This window comes from Enterobacter cloacae complex sp. IR5458 (assembly GCF_049238025.1).
Lineage (GTDB): Bacteria > Pseudomonadota > Gammaproteobacteria > Enterobacterales > Enterobacteriaceae > Enterobacter > Enterobacter kobei.
Window position 1 is genome coordinate 1 of sequence record NZ_JBMKIF010000049.1, and the last position, 19,873, is coordinate 19,873.

The window sequence follows — 19,873 nt, forward strand, 5'->3', positions numbered from 1 at the left end:
TCCGTGGTGGGTCAGCGCAGCTGACGCGCCCGGATGGGCTGTAAACGGGCTTACAGCGCCGCTGGCGACGCTGGCCGATACGATCAAATTTGCTGAACGACACACGCAGACGGCAGCAGCTGAGAAGCAGCTGCAGCTGGCGGGCGCCCATTTCGGGTTTTACGTTATTTCAGTGAGTTAGCAACAGAAGGCAGGAAAAACAGGTATTCAGTATTTTTGATGCGTCAGCGATGGAAGCCCGAAGGGGCGAGACAGCAAGGCTGGCTCGATGCGCAGCACAACGTAGCGGCCCGGAGGGCGACGCCCAGCGCGGAAAGGTAAACGACAGGCACAAAAAAACCCGACTGGTGAGATCGGGCTTTAATGTTTTGCCCCAGACTGAGGCGGGAACGACCAAACAATTGACAACGAAATATTACGTCATGGGTAGCGTAAATGCAAACGGCGCGGAATAGGGTATACTGCGCGGGTCAATCTGTTGACGTCCTCGCTCCAGCTCCCCGCTTATGCGGCATGAACGGATTAAAGTCCTGGTTGAAAAACAGGTGGTGCTGTTTCAATGCCCAGGCTGGAGCGGGAACGACCAAACAATTGACGTTGGGTAGTCGCTGTGACAGGCAATGTAAGGGCAATCAGCGACGTTCCGGCTCTGTATGGAGCAAACGGATGATTAACGTGTTAATCGTCGTTCTGCGGGCGGTAGTCGCGGTGTCAAACGCTGTGATTGCAATCCTGGAACTGATCCGCGAATTTGTCGATTGATGAACGCGGAAACGTAGCTAAAGGCGGGGGGACCACCCCCCGCCTTTTAACATCTAAAATGGCGTATCTTCTGACGCTGGCAGGTCCGGCCACTTCCCGCCCCATTGCATTATTTCCTTTATCGAGTCGGTAATGACTCCAACTTATTGATAGTGTTTTATGTTCAGATAATGCCCGATGACTTTATCATGCAGCTCCACCGATTTTGAGAACGACAGCGACTTCCGTCCCAGCCGTGCCAGGTGCTGCCTCAGATTCAGGTTATGCCGCTCAATTCGCTGCGTATATCGCTTGCTGATTACGTGCAGCTTTCCCTTCAGGCGGGATTCATACAGCGGCCAGCCATCCGTCATCCATATCACCACGTCAAAGGGTGACAGCAGGCTCATAAGACGCCCCAGCGTCGCCATAGTGCGTTCACCGAATACGTGCGCAACAACCGTCTTCCGGAGCCTGTCATACGCGTAAAACAGCCAGCGCTGGCGCGATTTAGCCCCGACATAGCCCCACTGTTCGTCCATTTCCGCGCAGACAATCACATCACTGCCCGGTTGTATGCGCGAGGTTACCGACTGCGGCCTGAGTTTTTTAAGTGACGTAAAACCGTGTTGAGGCCAACGCCCATAATGCGGGCAGTTGCCCGGCATCCAACGCCATTCATGGCCATATCAATGATTTTCTGGTGCGTACCGGGTTGAGAAGCGGTGTAAGTGAACTGCAGTTGCCATGTTTTACGGCAGTGAGAGCAGAGATAGCGCTGATGTCCGGCAGTGCTTTTGCCGTTACGCACCACGCCTTCAGTAGCGGAGCAGGAAGGACATCTGATGGAAATGGAAGCCACTGGAGCACCTCAAAAACACCATCATACACTAAATCAGTAAGTTGGCAGCATCACCAGTGGCGCCAAGTACCCAGAAATACCATATGGAAGACGTGCACCGTGCGGGCGGCGTGCTGGGCATTCTCGGCGAGCTGGACCGTGCCGGCCTGCTGAACCGCGAAGTCAAAAACGTGCTCGGCCTGACCCTGCCGCAGACGTTGGAGCAGTACGACATCACCGTAACCCAGGACGAAGCGGTCAAAAAAATGTTCCGCGCCGGCCCGGCGGGTATTCGTACCACCCAGGCGTTCTCGCAGGACTGCCGTTGGGATACCCTGGATGACGATCGCGCCGAAGGCTGCATCCGCTCGCTGGAGCACGCCTACAGCAAAGATGGCGGTCTGGCCGTGCTGTACGGCAACTTCGCGGAAAACGGCTGCATCGTGAAAACCGCGGGCGTGGATGACAGTATCCTCAAATTCACCGGCCCGGCAAAAGTCTACGAAAGCCAGGACGAGGCGGTTGAAGCTATCCTCGGCGGTAAAGTGGTCGAAGGCGACGTGGTGGTCATTCGCTACGAAGGGCCGAAAGGCGGGCCGGGCATGCAGGAAATGCTCTACCCAACCACCTTCCTGAAATCAATGGGGCTTGGTAAAGCCTGTGCGCTGATCACCGATGGTCGTTTCTCCGGCGGTACCTCCGGTCTCTCTATCGGCCACGTTTCTCCGGAAGCGGCCAGCGGCGGTAATATCGCGATCATCGAAGATGGCGACATGATTGCTATCGACATTCCGAACCGTGGCATTCAGCTGCAACTGAGCGAAGCGGAAATCGCCGCTCGTCGTGAAGCGCAGGAAGCTCGCGGCGACCAGGCGTGGACGCCGAAAAACCGTGAACGTCAGGTCTCCTTTGCCCTTCGCGCCTATGCCAGCCTGGCAACCAGCGCCGACAAAGGTGCGGTGCGCGATAAATCGAAACTGGGGGGTTAATCACCATGGCGGAATCACAGCCCCTATCCGGCACCCCTGAAGGTGCCGAGTATCTCAGAGCGGTGCTGCGCGCACCGGTCTATGAAGCGGTACAGGTAACGCCGCTGCAAAAAATGGACAAGCTCTCTTCGCGCCTCGACAACTTCATTCTGGTCAAGCGCGAAGACCGTCAGCCAGTGCACAGCTTTAAGCTGCGCGGCGCGTACGCGATGATGGCGGGCTTAACGCCTGAACAGAAAGCGCGTGGGGTCATCACCGCTTCTGCGGGCAACCATGCTCAGGGCGTGGCGTTCTCCTCTGCGCGTCTGGGCCTGAAGTCGCTGATTGTCATGCCGGTGGCGACTGCCGATATCAAAGTTGATGCTGTTCGCGGCTTTGGCGGCGAAGTGCTGTTGCACGGCGCTAACTTTGATGAAGCCAAAGCCAAAGCGATTGAACTGGCGCAGCAGCAGGGCTTTACCTGGGTTCCGCCTTTCGATCACCCGATGGTGATCGCCGGACAAGGTACGCTGGCCCTGGAGTTGCTCCAGCAGGACGCACACCTCGACCGCGTGTTTGTGCCGGTGGGCGGTGGCGGTCTGGCGGCGGGCGTGGCGGTGCTGATCAAACAGCTGATGCCGCAGATCAAAGTGATTGCCGTCGAAGCCGAAGACTCCGCCTGCCTGAAGGCGGCGCTGGATGCCGGTCATCCGGTGGATCTGCCGCGCGTGGGTCTCTTTGCTGAAGGCGTGGCGGTAAAACGTATCGGTGACGAAACCTTCCGTCTGTGCCAGGAATATCTCGACGACATTATTACCGTCGATAGCGATGCGATCTGTGCGGCGATGAAAGACCTGTTTGAAGATGTGCGCGCGGTAGCGGAACCTTCCGGGGCGCTGGCGCTGGCGGGGATGAAAAAATACATCGCTCAGCACAACATACGCGGTGAGCGTCTGGCGCATATTCTCTCTGGCGCTAACGTCAATTTCCACGGCCTGCGCTACGTTTCCGAACGCTGCGAGCTAGGGGAACAGCGTGAAGCGTTGCTGGCGGTGACGATCCCGGAAGAGAAGGGCAGCTTCCTGAAGTTTTGCCAACTGCTGGGCGGGCGTTCGGTCACCGAGTTTAACTACCGCTTCGCCGACGCGAAAAACGCCTGCATTTTTGTGGGCGTGCGTCTGAGTCGCGGCTTCGAAGAGCGTAAGGAAATCCTTAATCTGCTCAACGATGGCGGCTATAGCGTCGTCGACCTCTCCGACGACGAAATGGCTAAGCTGCACGTGCGCTATATGGTCGGTGGTCGTCCGTCGAAGCCGTTACAGGAACGTTTGTTCAGCTTCGAGTTCCCGGAATCGCCGGGTGCGCTGCTGAAGTTCCTCTACACCCTGGGCACGCACTGGAATATTTCCCTGTTCCATTATCGTAGCCACGGCACCGACTATGGCCGTGTACTGGCGGCGTTTGAGCTGGGCGATAACGAACCGGACTTCGAAACCCGGCTCAACGAACTGGGCTATGAGTGCCACGACGAGACCAATAACCCGGCGTTTCGTTTCTTCCTGGCAGGCTAAGCACCGTTTCTCGGGGGATAACCATCGCGGTTATCCCTCGTTATTTCATTTTCCCGTCTCTGCTTCCCTCTATTTTTTCCCGTTAGCCTGTTCTTACAATAAAAATGTGATGCAATTCATAATAAAACGCTCACCGCGTTGCGCCAGGTTCTGGTCATCTTTTGGGGGCAATACTTCTCGCTCAACCGTAACTCCTGAATTAACATTGTCGGTAGTTAATTCTTAGCGGTTAGAGAGGATATTCGGATGAGAATGGATATAGTTGATACCCCGAATGAAAATGCGCAAGGAAGTAAATATTTAACGCCTCAGCTTACGTTCCTCGATAAGCATTATAATAATTCCACGGACTTTTTTTCTTCGATATTTTTACTGCTGAAAGAGAAAGGCTACGTTCGGGATTCTTTCCTCGATGCCATTCTTGCCAGAGAAAAAGCCTATCCAACCGGGTTACCCACGCTGCCGGTGGCTATCGCGCTGCCGCATACCGACCCCCAGCACGTCATTCGTCCCTTTATCTCTGTTACGCGACTGTCACAACCTCTCGCCTGGCAGGAAATGGGGAATGACGACAATACGCTCTACGTTCAATTTATTGTTCTTCTTGGTTTTATTGACCACAGCAGCCACCTGACAGCGCTGCAAAACCTGATGGACTGCCTTGCTGATGAACAGGTCGTCCAGACCCTACGCGAGATAGACGATGTAGATACCTTTCTCTGTACCCTCACATCAAGACTGCAATTGGATAAGGATTTATAAAATGAAAAAAGTCATTGTTGCCTGTGGAAGCGGCGTTGCGACCTCACAAACAGTTGCCAGTAAAGTGACTCGCTTATTGAATGAACGTAACCAGTCGCACATTAAAGTTGAAGTAATCGACCTTAAATCTCTCGATAGCCATATTAAGGATAGTGCTGCGTATATCGCAATTACTAAAGTTGATAAGCAATATCCTATCCCCGTGATTAACGGTATCGCATTTCTGACCGGTATGGGTATGGAACAGGAATTACAAAAGGTCATTGATGCCTGTAAATAAGGCGTAGCTCTTTAATCCTTATAATTATTTTAGTGGAGAAGTGCTATGGACTTTCTTGGTGTAGTCATAAATTATATTCTGAATTTAGGCGCGCCGGTTTTTGTGCCTTTTATCATGTTATTAGCCGGGCTGGTGGTGCGGATGAAATTCCGCGATGCGGCTTCGGCGGCCATCACGCTAGGCGTCGCCTTCGTTGGGATGAGCATGCTGATTGGCTTTATGGTTGATGCCATCGGGGTTGCCGCGCAGACCATGATGAACCGCACCGGCCTTGAACTGAGTATCGTCGACGGCGGTTGGACGACGATGGCGAATATCTCCTGGGCTTGGCCTTACGCATTCGCCATGTTCCCGCTTCAGGTTGGCGTAAACATTGTGATGTTGATGCTAAACAAGACCAATACCTTCAACGCCGACCTCTGGAACGTGTGGGGGAAAATCTTTACCGCGTTTATCGTAGTGAGCGTCACCACCCCATTGTTTGGCCCGGTCTGGAGCCTGGTGCTGGCGTTCCTGATTGCAGCTTTGCAGATTATCGTTGAGCTGAACGCTGGCGACATTCACCAGCATCGCATTGAGAAACTGACTGGAATCCCCGGCGTCACCTGTACCCACCGCATGGTGTTCTTTGGCGCAATTTATTACCCGTTCGATCTGCTGCTGCGCAAAATTCCGGTGTGCAATAAGCCGATGGATGCCACCGCGCTGCGCGCAAAAGTTGGCGTTTTTGCGGAAAACCATATCATCGGTTTTATTCTCGGGATCCTGTTCGGCATTATCGCGGGCTACAGTGTGGCGAAAACGCTGATGCTGGGCGTTCAGGCCGCAACGGCGCTGGTGCTGTTCCCGATGATTTCCAAACTCTTTATGCAGGCGCTGTCGCCTATTTCGGAAGCCATCAGCGACTACATGAACAAGAAATTCTCCGGGCGTAAGCTGTTCGTCGGCATCGATTGGCCATTTATGGGCGGCGCCAGCGAAATCTGGTTTGCCATCATCGTTGCGATTCCGTTCACGCTCATCTGGGCGCTGATTCTGCCGGGCAATAAGATTTTACCCTTCGCCGGTATTATTAATATTTCCCTGATTGTTCCTGCCTACCTGGTGACGCGTGGCAACACCCTGCGCATGGTGATCCTTAGCATTATCGGGGTGCCGTTCTTCCTGTTCGTGGGTACGCAGTTTGCGCCAATGATTACCGAACTGGGCCAGGCGACGAAGGCAATTACCATTCCCGCCGGCCAGCTGATTTCCAATAGCTCCATTGATGCTCCGGTCTTTACCTATGCCTTCTCCTTCCTGTTCAAATTCCTGGAAGGCAACTTTATCCCGCTGGTGTTTGCGCTGTGGTGGGGCTGCGGCTACTTCTTCTACTCCCGCGAACTGCGTCGTGAAAGCAATCTGGCGCAGCTGGAAGCCGAGCAGCAGGAGAAAGCTCAGCAGGCTTAATTCTGGGTTTCATGTTCATGTCTGGCGGCAGGCGCCGCCGCCAGACTTTTGATTGCAGGAGAGTCGACATGGCTATGGATAAACGCGTGGTTGCAGTGCTGGATGCCATTGTGAACGATCCCGGCATCACGGGGACGAAGCTTGAGGAGCAGTTTTGCCTGACGCGCAAACAGCTGAGCTATACGCTGAAAAAGGTGAATGATTATCTGGAATCGAACCACTTCGACCGGATCAACCGCCTGAAAACCGGGAAACTGCATATCCCGCGCCATGTGATTGAGCATTTTCGTCAGAATCAGACCGCTGAAACCGAGCATCGCTATCTCTACTCGGAAGATGAACGCGGACAGATGATTATCTTTATGCTGTTGACCCGCAGCGAGCGGCTTTCATTGCTGCATCTCTCCTCTTCGCTGGGCGTCAGCCAGAATACGATTATCAACGACCTGAAAAAGGTGCGCACCGAGGTTATCGAGCACGGGCTGGAGATAAGCTATGACAGGGGTAATGGCTATCATATTCTGGGTGAGGAGCTGGAAAAACGCTACCTGTTGCTAAACTGCCTGCGCCGAGTGCTGGAAATCCCGGTCGCCAAAAATATTATTGCTCAATACAACAATGTGATGAGCGACTATCTGGAAAAGGTGGGCAATGTTTTCAGCGAAATTGAAAAACGTTTTAAAATTCAGTTTACCGACCGCCAGCTTCAGGAGCTTATTTATTTTATCTGCTTTGTCCTGCACCGTATTGATTCAGGAAAAAGTCTGGTCAATATCCCGAGCAGCTACGCTGACATTATTGGCAGCAGAGAATATACATTGATGCAGAGCGTTATCAGTAAAATCAATATCAGTAGCGAGAATGAACTGGTTTTCCTGACGGCACTGATCCAAAGTTCAAATATTCAAAGCATTGCCGATAAATATTTCCACCTTGATACGCTTCTGCTCGAAAGCGTGGTCGCGGTGGTCGATAACTTCGAAAAAATAAGCTGCGTCACCATCAAAGAAAAAAATGAGCTGATTGAAAAGATCTATCAACACTGGAAACCGGCCTATTACCGTATTCGCTACCATCTGACCAACACCAGCAGCGTTTACGATCTGGTGGTGAAAGAGTTCAGCCACCTGCACGAGATGGTTCGCCGGGCGGCGGTGCCGTTCGAAACGGTATTGCACTGTGAAATTCCCGATGAAGAGATGGCATTTTTGACGGTGCTTTTTGGCGGCTGGCTGACTCGCGAAGGGGTTATCCATCAGATTAAGCTGCAGAAAACGGCGGTGGTCGTGTGTGAGAATAGCGCTACGATTTCGACTTATCTGTTTCTGACGCTGCAGGTGCTATTCCCGGAACTGCACTTTACCGAGGTGATGTCGCGCCGCGAGTTTGAGCGCTATACCGGGCACTACGATGTGGTCTTCTCGACCACACACCTGAATACCAGCAAGATGGTGTTTGTGGTGAATCCGTCCATCAGCAGCATCCATAAGAGCGCATTCCGCAATCATGTTATCAGCGCGCTACAGGGCGTGGACCCGAACATTATTCAGATAGAGCAACTGCTGCTTATCTTCGAACGCTTCGGCAACATTATCGATCACAAAGGATTGCAGCGCGCGCTGGCCAGCTATATCTACGATGAAAAAAGCGCCGCGAGCGCGGTGGGCAACATTGAACCACAAGCGCCGTCGCTGACCGACTTGCTGCGGCGCGAACACGTTCAGTTTGTCACTTCGTGTCCCGGCGACTGGCAGCAGGCCATTACTCAGGCCGCTGCGTCACTGTTGGAAAGCGGCGTGATTGAACCCCGCTATCTGCAAATTATGCTGAATAAAATCGCTGACGAGCAGCCCTATATCATGCTGGCCGATGGCGTGATTATCGCCCACGCAGGCGTCGATGATGGCGCACTGGATACGGGGATGGCGTTATTACGCCTGCCTTCTAAGATTGATTTCGCGGGTTATATGCAGGCCGATATTATTATCGTCCTGGCAACTAATAATCCACAGAAACATCTCAAGGCGCTCGCGCAATTAAATGAATTTCTCGAATTTTATGATGGCGGTAATGTTATTCGCCGCGCCCAGGATGAATATGCATTGATAAAAGAATTCGTCCATCACCTGTAATAAGTCATTAAACGCCGTTGCAGCTAAAAACTGCAACGTTATTTCCCGGCAACCATTGTCGCGACATCGCTCGCCCCTATAACCGTATACAGGATAAATATTATGTTAGAAATTCAGAAAAAACACGTTGTCGAAATGGCCAGAACCGCTCAGCAATGGGGACTGTGTAAACATAAAGCGGGTAATTCCAGCGTACGAGATAAAGAGACGGGACTTATTCTGGTAACCCCCACGACCATCGACAAAATGCATTTAACGCCGCGCGATATCGTGGTAATGGACGTTGAAGCCAATGTGATTGAAAGCGAAGCGGGTTTGCGTCCGACCAGCGAATGTCTGATGCATATCGAGATTTATAAGGCGCGCCCGGATGTGTTTGCGATTTCCCACACCCATTCGCTGTATGCGACGTCGTTTGCCGTACTGAATAAACCGATCCCGGCGGTGGTGTACGAATGCGCGATCCTCAATCTGAAGGATGGCGTCATTCCGGTTGCGCCCTATGGCCGCCCCGGCACGCCTGCGTTGTCGAACAGCGTTATCGAACCTATCAAACGCGCTGATGCCATTCTGATGGAAAAGCATGGAGCTATCGGCGTAGACAAGGACCCGTATGAAGCGGTGCTGAAGTCTGCCTACCTTGAAGAGATGGCGCAGATTTACTACCACGCGCTGGTGATTAACGGCGGTAAGGAGCCTGAATCCTTCGCCCCGGAAGAGCTGCAACGCTGGGCCTATCCGTCGCAGATTAAATTTTCCCGCTAACTGAGCGCCCGCCCGTTCAGGGCGGAATATTCATGGAGAGAGCGCATGAAAAAATTTCTGAATCAGGCGGAGAACTTTATCCCGGAGATGCTGGAAGGTATCTATCTGGCGCATCCCGATAAATTCCGCTGTGTTAATGAGGATCTTCACTGTCTTGCCACGGCGCGGCCGGTGCCCGGCAAAGTGGGGATCGTCACCGGTGGCGGTTCCGGGCATCTGCCGCTATTCCTCGGCTACGTCGGTCAGGGCATGCTGGACGGCTGCGCCATTGGCGATGTGTTTCAGTCACCCTCGCCGGAGCAGATTCTCGCCGTCACGCAGGCGGTCGATAGCGGCGCGGGCGTGCTGTACCTGTACGGTAACTATAACGGCGATATTTTCAATTTTGATATGGCGGCGGAAATGGCCGACATGGAGAGTGATATCCGAACCGCGACGGTAGTGGCGGCTGATGATTCGGCAGGTGCGGTGCCGGACGGTACAGAAGCCACTACCCGTCGTGGGGTCGCGGGGATCTTCTTTGTCTACAAATGCGCCGGGGCATCCGCGGCCAGAATGGATGACCTTGAAACCGTCCAGCGCATTGCGCAGAAAGCAGGAGACCGCGTGCGCACGCTTGGCGTCGCGCTGTCGCCGTGTATCGTGCCGCGAATCGGTAAACCGGGTTTCCATATTGGCGACAACGAAATGGAGATTGGCATGGGGATTCACGGCGAAAGCGGTATTCGCCGGGGTCCGCAGCTCAGCGCCGAACAGATTGCCGAAGAGATGATGTCCTGGCTGCTGGCGGACTCACCTTGCCAGCAGGGCGATGAAGTTGCCGTGTTGATCAATGGGCTTGGCGCCACGCCGCTGGAAGAGTTGTACCTGATGTATCGCCATGTACATCAGATTCTGGCCGAGAGCCAGATGCGCGTTTTCCGCGTCTGGATTGGCGAATTTGCGACGGCAATGGAGATGACCGGTATGTCCATTAGCCTGATGCCGGTGGATGAAGAGCTGAAAACGCTGCTCAACGCCGGGGCCGATACCCCGATGTTCCGCCAGTTTCCGGCTTAAGGAGGGGGGATGACGCTAGATACGCAGAGTCTGCGACCGCTTTTTACCGAGTGGGCGCGCATCATGGAGGCCAACAAATCGGTCCTGACCGAGCTGGATAGCGTGGTTGGCGACGGGGATCTGGGGCTGACGATGAGCGACGGTTTCGCGGCGGCGGCGCGCTACGCGCAGCAGAGCGAAGAACGTGACCTGGGGCGATTCTTCTACATGGCGGGCAAGGCGATGGCCTCGGCGGTGCCGTCGACCATGGGGACGCTGATGGCTTCCGGGCTGATGCAGGCGGGTAAGGCGTTTAAAGGCCGGGAAACGCTGGGGCTAACGGAAGCCGGCGTGTTGTTCCAGGCCTGGTATGACGGCGTGCAGCAGCGCGGGAAAGCGCAGCCGGGCGAAAAAACCTTCCTCGATGGCATGGCCCCCGTGCTGGCGGCGCTGCTTGCCGGAGAGGAACCGCTGACCGCGGCGAGGACTGCGCTACTGCAAGCACAACAGGGCGTGCAGCAGACAACCACCATGGTGGCGAAGCACGGGCGTGCAGCTATTCATGGCGAGCGCTCGCGCACGTTTGTCGATCCTGGCGCCATGGTCGCGCAACTGTTGATCCAGGGCTATTTTAACTTCGTGCAGGCTATTTGCCCGAGCGACGGGCGGTAAGTAAGGAACGCAATTATGTTGAAAGAAGTGGTGAAAATCAGCAATCAGCACGGCATTCATGCCCGTCCGGCGGGGGTTTTGGCCAAAGCCTGCGCGCAGTATCAATCGCGGATCGAGATGATCTATGACGGCAAGGTTATCAAAGGGAAAAGCATCATGAGCATTCTGGGGGCAGGGATCAAAGGCCGAGGATCGCTTGAGATCATCTGTAGCGGTAGCGATGAGCAGGAGGCAATGGAAAAGTTGAAGGTGCTGTTCGCGGAAGGCTTTGGCTTCGATTAGCCCACGCATTATCAGGCGGAATAAAAAAGGGTTCATGCTTTCGCACGAACCCTTTGCCCGATGACGCTACGCTTATCGGGACGACAAATCTCGTTGGCCGGGTAAGGCGTAACCGACACCCGGCTTCAACGCATTACAGCGTGATGACGTCGAATTCAACTTCAGGGTTCACGTCCGCATCGTAATCCACACCGTCGAGAGCAAAACCGAACAGGTTCAGGAATTCCTGCTTGTATCCTGCATAGTCGGTTTCTTGCGTCAGGTTTTCGGTGGTGATCAGCGGCCACAGGTCACGGCACGCCTGCTGAATATCGTCACGCAGTTCCCAGTCATCCATACGGATACGCTGATTGTCATCAAGCGCCACTTTATCGCCGTACAGGCTGGTGGTCATCAGACGGTTGATCTGCTCGATACAACCTTCGTGAATCCCCTGTTCTTTCATCAGCTTGAAGACCATGGAGATGTACAGCGGCATCACCGGAATAGCAGAAGAGGCCTGGGTGATAACGGATTTCAGTACGGCAACGTTCGCGGAGCCGTGCAGCGGAGCCAGCTGGTTACGCAGTTCACCTGCCGCGCGGTCGAGGTCTTCTTTCGCTTTGCCCAGCGCGCCGTGCCAGTAGATTGGCCAGGTCAGGTCGGTACCGATGTAGGAGTAGGCCACGGTTTTCACGCCTTCGGCCAGCACGCCTGCTTCGCTCAGCGCGCCCATCCACAGTTCCCAGTCTTCGCCGCCCATGACGGTAACGGTGTTCTTAACTTCTTCTTCGGTGGCCGGCTCAATGCTGGCGGTGATGATCTGATCTTTGTTGGTATCAATCGCTTTAGAGGTATAAACCTCGCCGATTGGCTTCAGCGCAGAACGAACGATTTCACCGGTTTTCGGCATTTTACGCACTGGAGAGGCCAGTGAGTAAACCACTAAATCAATCTGACCCAGGTCTTCTTTGATCAGTTTGATGACTGCGTCGCGGCATTCATCGGAGAACGCGTCGCCGTTGATGCTTTTGGAATACAGACCTTCGCGTTTTGCGGCCTCATCGAAGGCGGCAGAGTTATACCAGCCCGCGGAACCCGGTTTGGTTTCCGTGCCCGGTTTTTCGAAAAATACGCCGATAGTGGCGGCACCGCTACCAAACGCGGCGGAAATTCTGGAAGCCAGGCCGTAACCGGTGGAAGCACCGATCACCAGCACGCGGGAAGGGCCGTTAGCGATTTTCCCGTTTTTCTTCACATATTCGATCTGTTTTTCCACGTTGACTTTACAGCCAGTCGGATGGGTCGTTGTACAGATGAATCCACGAATTTTTGGTTTGATTATCATAATGATGGCTAATTAAGTTTGTATTTTCGCTGTCAAGTGCGCAATGACACCGTCTGTTCTGGCTTGTTTAACATCAGGGTTAACAAGCCCCCCACATCTATTATGGCACGGGGCATTATACAGAAAAGCGGCTGCAATGATGAATTACGTCTGATTTTCGCTATAACGCAAAAGGGCCCATGTACGGACATGAACCCTTTTTAAACGGGCAGGTGGGTTAGCGGGTATGGGGGAATTCGGCCATAAATTGCAGAATCAGCGCCATCGATACCGCGCCGGGGTCGCAGTGGCCGATGGCCCGCTCGCCGAGGTTTTTCGCGCGCCCGAAGCGGGCCACCATCGTGGATGTCCCTTCCGCACCGGCCATCGCCGCCTGCGCGCAGTTTGCCAGCGCTTCGGATAATGGCAGGGTCGCGTCTGAGCGTGCGCGCGCTGCCGCTGCGGCGAGTGCATCCATCATTGTTTTATCGCCCGGCTCTGCGCCGCCGCGCTGGTGGATAGCCTGCATACCTGTCTCCAGCCATTCAGCCAGCGTCGCGGCATCCAGCTCGCGGCGTCCAGCCAGCCCTTTGCCGCCCGCGCGGAACAGGGTGCCGAAGATCGCGCCGGAAGCGCCGCCCATGCTGGTCATCAGCCGCGTGCCGCTTTGCAGCAGGCAGTCACCGATATCGGCGGGAGAAAATTCAGGCGCGGAAAGTAGCGTCTGCAAAGCGGTAAAGCCGCGCTTAATGCCAATACCGTGATCGCCATCGCCAATGACCTGGTCGAGTGCGGTCAGGCGCGGTTCGCTGGCGATCATGCCCTGGGCAACGTGCTGTAGACAGGCGGTGAATTGCGTGGTGTTCATCTTATTTTCTCCAGCCGAGGGTATTGATGGGATGGTCATACAGACGTTGCATTTCATCGTCCAGCCGCAGCAGGCTTAACGAAAATCCGGACATCTCCAGCGAGGTGCAAAAGTGGCCGACCTGCACGTCGTGAGTGTGAATGCCGCGTTCTGCCAGCGCCATGCCGACCTTACGGGTGATGACCATGAGCTCAGTGTTGCTCAGCGCACCCAGGTTATTGACGCTGACGCAGACGTTATCGCCGTGGCCAAACGGCAGGTCATCGCACAGGCGGGCGATCATCATCTCGACCAGCTCGTCGCTATGCGGCATGGGCATGCGGCATAGCCCCGGTTCACCATGAATACCAATTCCCAGCTCAATTTCGTTGTCTGCCAGCGTGAAGTTAAAGGCGTCGGACTGCGGTAGTGCGCAGCCGCTGAGCGCCACGCCGATGGTACGCGTATTGTGATTGGCCTTTTGCGCCAGAGCCTCCAGCGCGGGCAGAGTGTAGCGTTCAAACTGTGCCGCCGCACCGGCGAGTTTATACAAGAACGCCAGCCCACCGACGCCGCGGCGATCGGACATTTTCTCCGGCGGCGCAGAGGCAATATCATCCGTGGCGCGCACGGTGCGGCACTCAATGCCTTCTTCCGCCAGTATTTCGGCGGCGATATCAAAGTTCATGCCGTCGCCGGAGTAATTCCCATAGAGGAACAGAATGCCGTTGCCCTGATGAACGGCCCGGCTGGCTTCGATAATCTGATCGGGAGAAGGCGAGGTGAAAACTTCACCCAGCGCGCAGGCATCGATGCCACCTTCACCGACGAACCCGGCAAACGTCGGCTCATGGCCGCTGCCGCCGCCGCTGACGATAACGGTCTGGCCGGTTTGCGTCATCGTGCGATAAACCGCGCAGTACTCCGGGAGGGCGTGGATCCTTCCGCGCCCGGCGTACACCAGCCCTTCCATGATTTCGCTGCGGATATTATCGGTGTTGTTGAACAGCTTTTTGGGTTTCTGCATCGTCACTCCCTCTCGTAAGGTCCTGTTTCTTTAGTGACGATTTTACCTGCACAGCCCGTTTAGACCTGGCACCTTTGATACCAATTAATCTCCCAAACCTGGGGCATGACTGGGGCCATGCTATTCGGTCATTTTACGCTCGAGCACAATCTTCCAGAACGCATCCACCAACGGCTCATGCAGCCGTTTTTTCTGCACGCAGACCCCCAGTTCGAACGGGGTCTTCTCATCGCTGCGTTCTAAAATCATCACGCGGTTGCGCACCGGTTCCGGGCTGTTTTCCAGCACGATTTCGGGAATAAGCGCCACGCCGCAGCCCAGCGCCACCATTGAGACCATCGCCTCATGGCCGCCTACCGTCGCGTAAATAGATGGATTACTGATTTTGTGACGACGGAACCACAGCTCAATGCGGCGGCGTACCGGCCCCTGATCGGCCATGATAAACGGCACCGTCGACCAGTCGGGCTTATCAACCGAAACCTGATTGCGCACCGGGCAGGGCAGCGCCGGGGCGATCAGCACCACCGCCAGATTTTCCAGCATCGAAAAGGCGACCGCGCCGGGCAGCGTTTCCGGCTTACCGGCAATCGCCAGATCGGCCTCGCCGGTGACCACTTTGTCCATGGCGTCGGCGGCGTCGCCGGTGGTGAGCTTAATTTCCACCGAGGGATGTTCGGCGCGGAAGCGGTCGAGGATCGGCGGCAGATGACTGTACGCCGCGGTCACTGAACAGAAGATATGGAGTTCGCCGGAAAGGGACGGCCCCTGCTGATCGAGGGTATGGCGCAACTGCTGATATTGCAAAAGCGTCTGTTGGGCAAACACTCGCAGCTCTTCACCGGCTTCGGTCAGCGTGACCGTGCGGTTATCGCGCACAAACAGCGGCTGGCCGAGATCTTCTTCCAGCCGCTGAATCTGCCGGGAAAGCGTGGAGGGGCTGACGTGCATCGCCCGCGCGCTGCGGCCAAAGTGGCGGCTTTCCGCCAGATGCAGGAAGGTTTTCAGATCGCGTAAATCCACCGATTTCACCTCACGGATTTATATTGCAGAAATTGCAACGTAATGTTGTGAATATATCAATTTCCGCAATGAATTTCCTGTTGTAATGTGGGTACATTCTCGCAAAAGCGAACCGAACAATATACTCGTCGTCTTTCAAGTTGCAGATGCGTTGGCTGCGTCAGCTCACCCCAGTCACTTATTTGAGTAAGCTCCTGGGGATTCGCTGCCTTGCCGCCTTCCTACAACTTGAAATCCATAGAGTAACGACACACAACATCACGGAGTACACCATCATGGCTAACTACTTTAATACACTGAATCTGCGCCAGCAGCTGGCGCAGCTGGGTAAATGCCGTTTTATGGGCCGCGACGAATTCGCCGACGGCGCGAGCTACCTGCAGGGTAAAAAAGTGGTCATCGTCGGCTGTGGCGCTCAGGGTCTGAACCAGGGCCTGAACATGCGTGACTCCGGTCTGGATATCTCCTATGCCCTGCGTAAAGAAGCAATCGCTGAAAAGCGTGCTTCCTGGCGTAAAGCGACCGAAAACGGCTTCAAAGTAGGCACCTACGAAGAGCTGATCCCGCAGGCGGACCTGGTGGTTAACCTGACGCCAGACAAACAGCACTCCGACGTGGTGCGTTCTGTACAGCCGCTGATGAAAGATGGCGCGGCGCTGGGCTACTCTCACGGCTTCAACATCGTTGAAGTGGGCGAGCAGATCCGTAAAGACATCACCGTGGTGATGGTAGCGCCGAAATGCCCGGGTACCGAAGTGCGTGAAGAGTACAAACGTGGTTTCGGTGTTCCGACCCTGATCGCCGTTCACCCGGAAAACGATCCGAAAGGCGAAGGTATGGCGATTGCTAAAGCCTGGGCTGCGGCCACCGGCGGTCACCGTGCGGGCGTACTGGAATCTTCTTTCGTTGCGGAAGTGAAATCTGACCTGATGGGCGAGCAGACTATCCTGTGCGGTATGCTGCAGGCCGGTTCTCTGCTGTGCTTCGACAAGCTGGTGGCAGAAGGCACCGACCCGGCTTATGCGGAAAAACTGATTCAGTTCGGCTGGGAAACCATCACCGAAGCGCTGAAGCAGGGCGGCATCACCCTGATGATGGACCGTCTGTCTAACCCGGCGAAACTGCGTGCTTACGCGCTGTCCGAGCAGCTGAAAGAGATCATGGCGCCGCTGTTCCAGAAACACATGGATGACATCATCTCCGGCGAATTCTCCTCCGGCATGATGGCTGACTGGGCTAACGACGATAAGAAACTGCTGACCTGGCGTGAAGAGACCGGCAAAACCGCGTTCGAAACCGCTCCGCAGTATGAAGGCAAAATCGGCGAGCAGGAGTACTTCGATAAAGGCGTGCTGATGATCGCGATGGTGAAAGCGGGCGTTGAGCTGGCGTTCGAAACCATGGTCGATTCCGGCATCATCGAAGAATCCGCTTACTACGAATCACTGCACGAACTGCCGCTGATCGCCAACACCATTGCCCGTAAGCGTCTGTACGAAATGAACGTGGTTATCTCCGATACCGCAGAATACGGTAACTACCTGTTCTCTTACGCTTGCGTACCGCTGCTGAAAGAGTTCATGACCACCCTGCAGACCGGCGACCTGGGCAAAGCGATTGCCGAAGGCGCGGTAGACAACGCGCAGCTGCGTGATGTAAACGACGCCATTCGCAGCCATGCTATCGAGAAAGTGGGCCAGAAACTGCGTGGCTACATGACTGATATGAAACGTATTGCAGTCGCGGGCTGATGCCCTCACCCCAACCCTCTCCCACAGGGAGAGGGAGCAAACATTAAAGGCCTTCTCTTTGAGAAGGCCTTGCTGTTTATTTCCGGTACAGCACTTTGATGATGTGGTAACCGAACTGAGTGTGCAGCGGGCCGGTTGGCTCCAGCACCGGGCAGGAGAAGACCACTTTGTCGAACGCCGGCACCATCTGGCCCTGGCGGAATTCACCTAAGTCGCCGCCGCGTTTGCCCGACGGGCAGATGGAGTGCTTCTTCGCCAGCTTGCCGAAGTCGGCGCCGTTTTTAATCTGCTCCAGAAGATCCAATGCCAGTTTCTCTTCTTTTACAAGGATATGCAGTGCTGCTGCTGTTTTTGCCATGGTTTGCGCCCTGGGTTAAGTGATAAATCAGGGCGCAATATTAGCATGTAAAAGCCGTTACAGGATGTCGAAGGTGATGCGGTTCCACGACAGCGGCGGCAGGGCGAGGTCGGAGGCCGTGAGCGTCTCCGGCGCAACGCGATCCGGACGATCAAAGGTATTTTTCGCGTAGAGATCGTCACAGCGAAGGATCTGATGTTCTGCAAGACGCGTCTGGCCAAACGCCGACAGATCCGGATCCAGCGTGAAGCTGTCGTGAAAATCGCTGTTCAGCGCGAATAAATAGAGTTTACCCGCTGCGGCATTGTGCACCACGGCAGACTGGATGCGCCGTGCGTCACCGTATTTGCTGCTGAAGGTGCCCGCAGGAATGAAGTGGCGCAACGCGCTGCCTTTCGCCACGTTAGCCACCATCGCAAAGGGCCAGAAGATGGTCTGACGAATCACCCCGCCGCCCGCTTCGGTAAAGATGGGGGCAATGACGTTCACTAACTGCGCGAGGCTGGCCATTTTAACCCGATCGCAGTGGTTAATGAGGGAGCAGAGAAGACCGCCAACGACCAGCGCGTCGAGAAAAGAGTAACGGTCTTCCAGCAAAGGCGGCGCAACCTTAAAGCGATTCTCTTTATGCTTCATCGGCGCATCCCAGGGGTCGCCGCGCAGATACCAGACGTTCCATTCATCGAAGGAGATCATAATGTCCTTCTTACCGCGCTTGTACGCTTTCACATAGTTGGCGGTGCTGACGATGGTCTCGATAAAGTTGTCCATATTGACGAAGGAGGCCAGGAAGTCGCTTTCAGTGCCTTCGTTTTCATAATACTGGTGGCAGGAGATGTAATCGACGTAGTCGTAAAGTTCCTCGAGTACAACCCGATCCCAGGTGGGGAAGGTATCCATCATCGAGCTTGAACTCCCGCACGCAATGAGCTCAACCTCCGGGTCAACGCAGCGCAGAATTTTGGCCGTCTCGCGCGCCTTTTTGGCGTAGTCGTCGGCGCTCATTTGCCCGGTTTGCCACGGGCCGTCCATCTCGTTACCGAGGCACCAGAGTTTAAAGTTATAGGGTTCGGCGTCGCCGTGCTGCACGCGCAGATCGCTGAGCGTGGTGCCGCCAGGGTGGTTACAATATTCAATAAAGTATCCCGCTTCCTGCGGCGTGCCGGTCCCCAGATTGATGGCGATCATCGGCTCGACGTGGGTTTGTTGGCACCAGTGGTTAAACTCGCTGATGCCAAACTGGTTGCTCTCTTTGCTGATCCACGCGTAGTCCAGGCGCACCGGACGCTCTTCTTTGGGGCCAATGCCATCGCGCCAGTTGAAGCCGGAGACATAGTTGCCGCCGGGATAGCGCACGGTGGTGACGTTCATCTCTTTCACCAGGTTAATCACGTCCTGGCGGAACCCTTGCGCATCGGCTTCCGGGTGGCCGGGTTCGTAAATACCGGTATAAACCGCACGGCCCAGATGCTCAACGAAAGAGCCAAACAGCCGGGGGTTAATCTCGGCGATGCGATTATCCGGGGTAATGGCGAAGTGGAGCTTCGACATAACGTTCCTCCTTAAGCGGGGTAGTGGTTAGCTTTTAAATCGGTCTGAATTTCGTTCATCATCCGGGTGTCCAGCTTGTAAAAGAACAGGAACAGCAGTGATGTGATGATGCTGCCCGCTGCGGGAATGACGGTGATCAGCAGCATAATGGCGTTCAGTGTCTCTGGCGTTTGCTGAGGCGCATCCGGAACATAGTGTGTTAAGGACAGGATGGTGGCGGTAATCGTGCCGGCAATCGCCAGACTCACCTTCAGGGCGAACAGGTTGCCGGATGCATAGACGCCGGACATGCGACGCTTGAACTTCCATGCGCCAAAGTCGTCGGCATCGCCAATAAAGGACCAGAATATCGGCACCGTAATCGCGCCAATATAGCCGCGCAGGGTGTTGAGGGCGAAAATAGTCTCTATGTTTCGTGGGTCGATAAAGTAAATCAGGATGGAGATGGCTGCGGTAATAAAACCAACGTAAATATATAGTTTCACCTGGTGATGCTGCCAACTTACTGA

At 54.9% G+C, this 19,873-nt stretch carries 20 protein-coding genes and 1 pseudogene; 13 read left to right on the forward strand and 8 right to left on the reverse strand.

What is annotated here, in order from left to right; translation table 11 throughout:
- Both ACOTYN_RS23725 and dqlB read left to right on the forward strand, forming a co-directional pair.
- The coding region (locus ACOTYN_RS23725; protein ID WP_421634776.1) for a hypothetical protein at nt 1–181 on the forward strand (181 nt) is incomplete at its 5' end.
- 485 nt (nt 182–666) lie between these two features.
- A complete protein-coding gene (gene dqlB, locus ACOTYN_RS23730) occupies nt 667–762 on the forward strand; it encodes a DinQ-like type I toxin DqlB (protein WP_024562317.1) in 96 nt (31 codons plus the stop codon).
- Nucleotides 763–905: 143 nt separating this feature from the next.
- Here the strand turns inward: dqlB and ACOTYN_RS23735 are convergent.
- Nucleotides 906–1,603, reverse strand: a protein-coding gene (locus tag ACOTYN_RS23735) for an IS1 family transposase (protein ID WP_223571425.1) whose coding sequence is annotated in 2 segments (ribosomal slippage) — nt 906–1,354 and nt 1,354–1,603 — 699 coding nt in all. Because the reading frame shifts where the segments join, the coding sequence is not laid out codon by codon here.
- Nucleotides 1,604–1,659: 56 nt separating this feature from the next.
- On the opposite strand from ACOTYN_RS23735, the pseudogene ACOTYN_RS23740 reads away from it, so the two are divergent.
- The 10 genes and pseudogenes from ACOTYN_RS23740 to ACOTYN_RS23785 all read left to right on the forward strand — a co-directional run.
- Nucleotides 1,660–2,571 (forward strand): annotated as a pseudogene (locus ACOTYN_RS23740) (dihydroxy-acid dehydratase); the annotation flags it as partial.
- 5 nt (nt 2,572–2,576) lie between these two features.
- Nucleotides 2,577–4,121, forward strand: a complete 1,545-nt coding sequence (gene ilvA, locus ACOTYN_RS23745) for a threonine ammonia-lyase, biosynthetic (protein ID WP_020323225.1) — start codon at nt 2,577–2,579, stop codon at nt 4,119–4,121.
- A 252-nt stretch (nt 4,122–4,373) separates the two neighbouring features.
- Nucleotides 4,374–4,883 (forward strand): PTS sugar transporter subunit IIA, encoded by a 510-nt coding sequence (locus ACOTYN_RS23750; RefSeq protein WP_223226985.1) that lies wholly within the window; start codon nt 4,374–4,376, stop codon nt 4,881–4,883.
- Between the two features lies 1 nt (nt 4,884).
- Complete coding sequence (locus ACOTYN_RS23755; RefSeq protein WP_020323230.1) at nt 4,885–5,163, forward strand: PTS sugar transporter subunit IIB; 279 nt, start codon at nt 4,885–4,887, stop codon at nt 5,161–5,163.
- A gap of 45 nt (nt 5,164–5,208) precedes the next feature.
- The gene (locus ACOTYN_RS23760; RefSeq protein ID WP_020323222.1) at nt 5,209–6,612 is read left to right on the forward strand and encodes a PTS galactitol transporter subunit IIC; all 1,404 of its coding nucleotides are present in this window, start codon (nt 5,209–5,211) and stop codon (nt 6,610–6,612) included.
- Between the two features lie 68 nt (nt 6,613–6,680).
- Nucleotides 6,681–8,744 (forward strand): BglG family transcription antiterminator, encoded by a 2,064-nt coding sequence (locus ACOTYN_RS23765; protein ID WP_020323221.1) that lies wholly within the window; start codon nt 6,681–6,683, stop codon nt 8,742–8,744.
- 102 nt (nt 8,745–8,846) lie between these two features.
- Nucleotides 8,847–9,509: a class II aldolase/adducin family protein gene (locus ACOTYN_RS23770; RefSeq protein ID WP_009654927.1), complete on the forward strand. Its 663-nt coding sequence runs from the start codon at nt 8,847–8,849 to the stop codon at nt 9,507–9,509.
- Between the two features lie 45 nt (nt 9,510–9,554).
- Nucleotides 9,555–10,568, forward strand: coding sequence for a dihydroxyacetone kinase subunit DhaK (locus ACOTYN_RS23775; protein ID WP_009654928.1), 1,014 nt, complete (start codon nt 9,555–9,557; stop codon nt 10,566–10,568).
- A gap of 9 nt (nt 10,569–10,577) precedes the next feature.
- Nucleotides 10,578–11,219: a DAK2 domain-containing protein gene (locus ACOTYN_RS23780; protein ID WP_421634777.1), complete on the forward strand. Its 642-nt coding sequence runs from the start codon at nt 10,578–10,580 to the stop codon at nt 11,217–11,219.
- Nucleotides 11,220–11,234: 15 nt separating this feature from the next.
- Nucleotides 11,235–11,501, forward strand: a complete 267-nt coding sequence (locus ACOTYN_RS23785; RefSeq protein WP_009654924.1) for an HPr family phosphocarrier protein — start codon at nt 11,235–11,237, stop codon at nt 11,499–11,501.
- 133 nt (nt 11,502–11,634) lie between these two features.
- On the opposite strand, the gene fabV is transcribed toward ACOTYN_RS23785, so the two are convergent.
- The 4 genes from fabV to ilvY form a co-directional block, all read right to left on the reverse strand.
- A complete protein-coding gene (gene fabV, locus ACOTYN_RS23790) occupies nt 11,635–12,828 on the reverse strand; it encodes an enoyl-ACP reductase FabV (protein ID WP_032449369.1) in 1,194 nt (397 codons plus the stop codon).
- Nucleotides 12,829–13,045: 217 nt separating this feature from the next.
- Complete coding sequence (gene dhaL / locus ACOTYN_RS23795; protein WP_009654921.1) at nt 13,046–13,675, reverse strand: dihydroxyacetone kinase subunit DhaL; 630 nt, start codon at nt 13,673–13,675, stop codon at nt 13,046–13,048.
- Nucleotide 13,676: 1 nt separating this feature from the next.
- Entirely contained in the window at nt 13,677–14,681 is a 1,005-nt protein-coding gene (locus ACOTYN_RS23800; RefSeq protein ID WP_009654925.1) for a dihydroxyacetone kinase subunit DhaK, read from the reverse strand.
- A 120-nt stretch (nt 14,682–14,801) separates the two neighbouring features.
- Nucleotides 14,802–15,704, reverse strand: a complete 903-nt coding sequence (gene ilvY / locus ACOTYN_RS23805; RefSeq protein WP_009654922.1) for an HTH-type transcriptional activator IlvY — start codon at nt 15,702–15,704, stop codon at nt 14,802–14,804.
- 275 nt (nt 15,705–15,979) lie between these two features.
- Here ilvY and ilvC point away from each other — a divergent pair, with 275 nt between their 5' ends.
- Nucleotides 15,980–17,455 (forward strand): ketol-acid reductoisomerase, encoded by a 1,476-nt coding sequence (gene ilvC, locus ACOTYN_RS23810; RefSeq protein WP_020323220.1) that lies wholly within the window; start codon nt 15,980–15,982, stop codon nt 17,453–17,455.
- A gap of 76 nt (nt 17,456–17,531) precedes the next feature.
- Here ilvC and ppiC read toward each other — a convergent pair whose 3' ends face one another.
- The 3 genes from ppiC to ACOTYN_RS23825 all read right to left on the reverse strand — a co-directional run.
- The gene (ppiC, locus tag ACOTYN_RS23815) at nt 17,532–17,813 is read right to left on the reverse strand and encodes a peptidylprolyl isomerase PpiC (RefSeq protein WP_004886861.1); all 282 of its coding nucleotides are present in this window, start codon (nt 17,811–17,813) and stop codon (nt 17,532–17,534) included.
- 57 nt (nt 17,814–17,870) lie between these two features.
- Nucleotides 17,871–19,364 (reverse strand): alpha-N-arabinofuranosidase, encoded by a 1,494-nt coding sequence (locus tag ACOTYN_RS23820; protein ID WP_332958705.1) that lies wholly within the window; start codon nt 19,362–19,364, stop codon nt 17,871–17,873.
- Between the two features lie 11 nt (nt 19,365–19,375).
- Nucleotides 19,376–19,873 (reverse strand): MFS transporter (locus ACOTYN_RS23825; protein WP_421634778.1); only part of this gene is annotated, 498 nt, incomplete at its 5' end.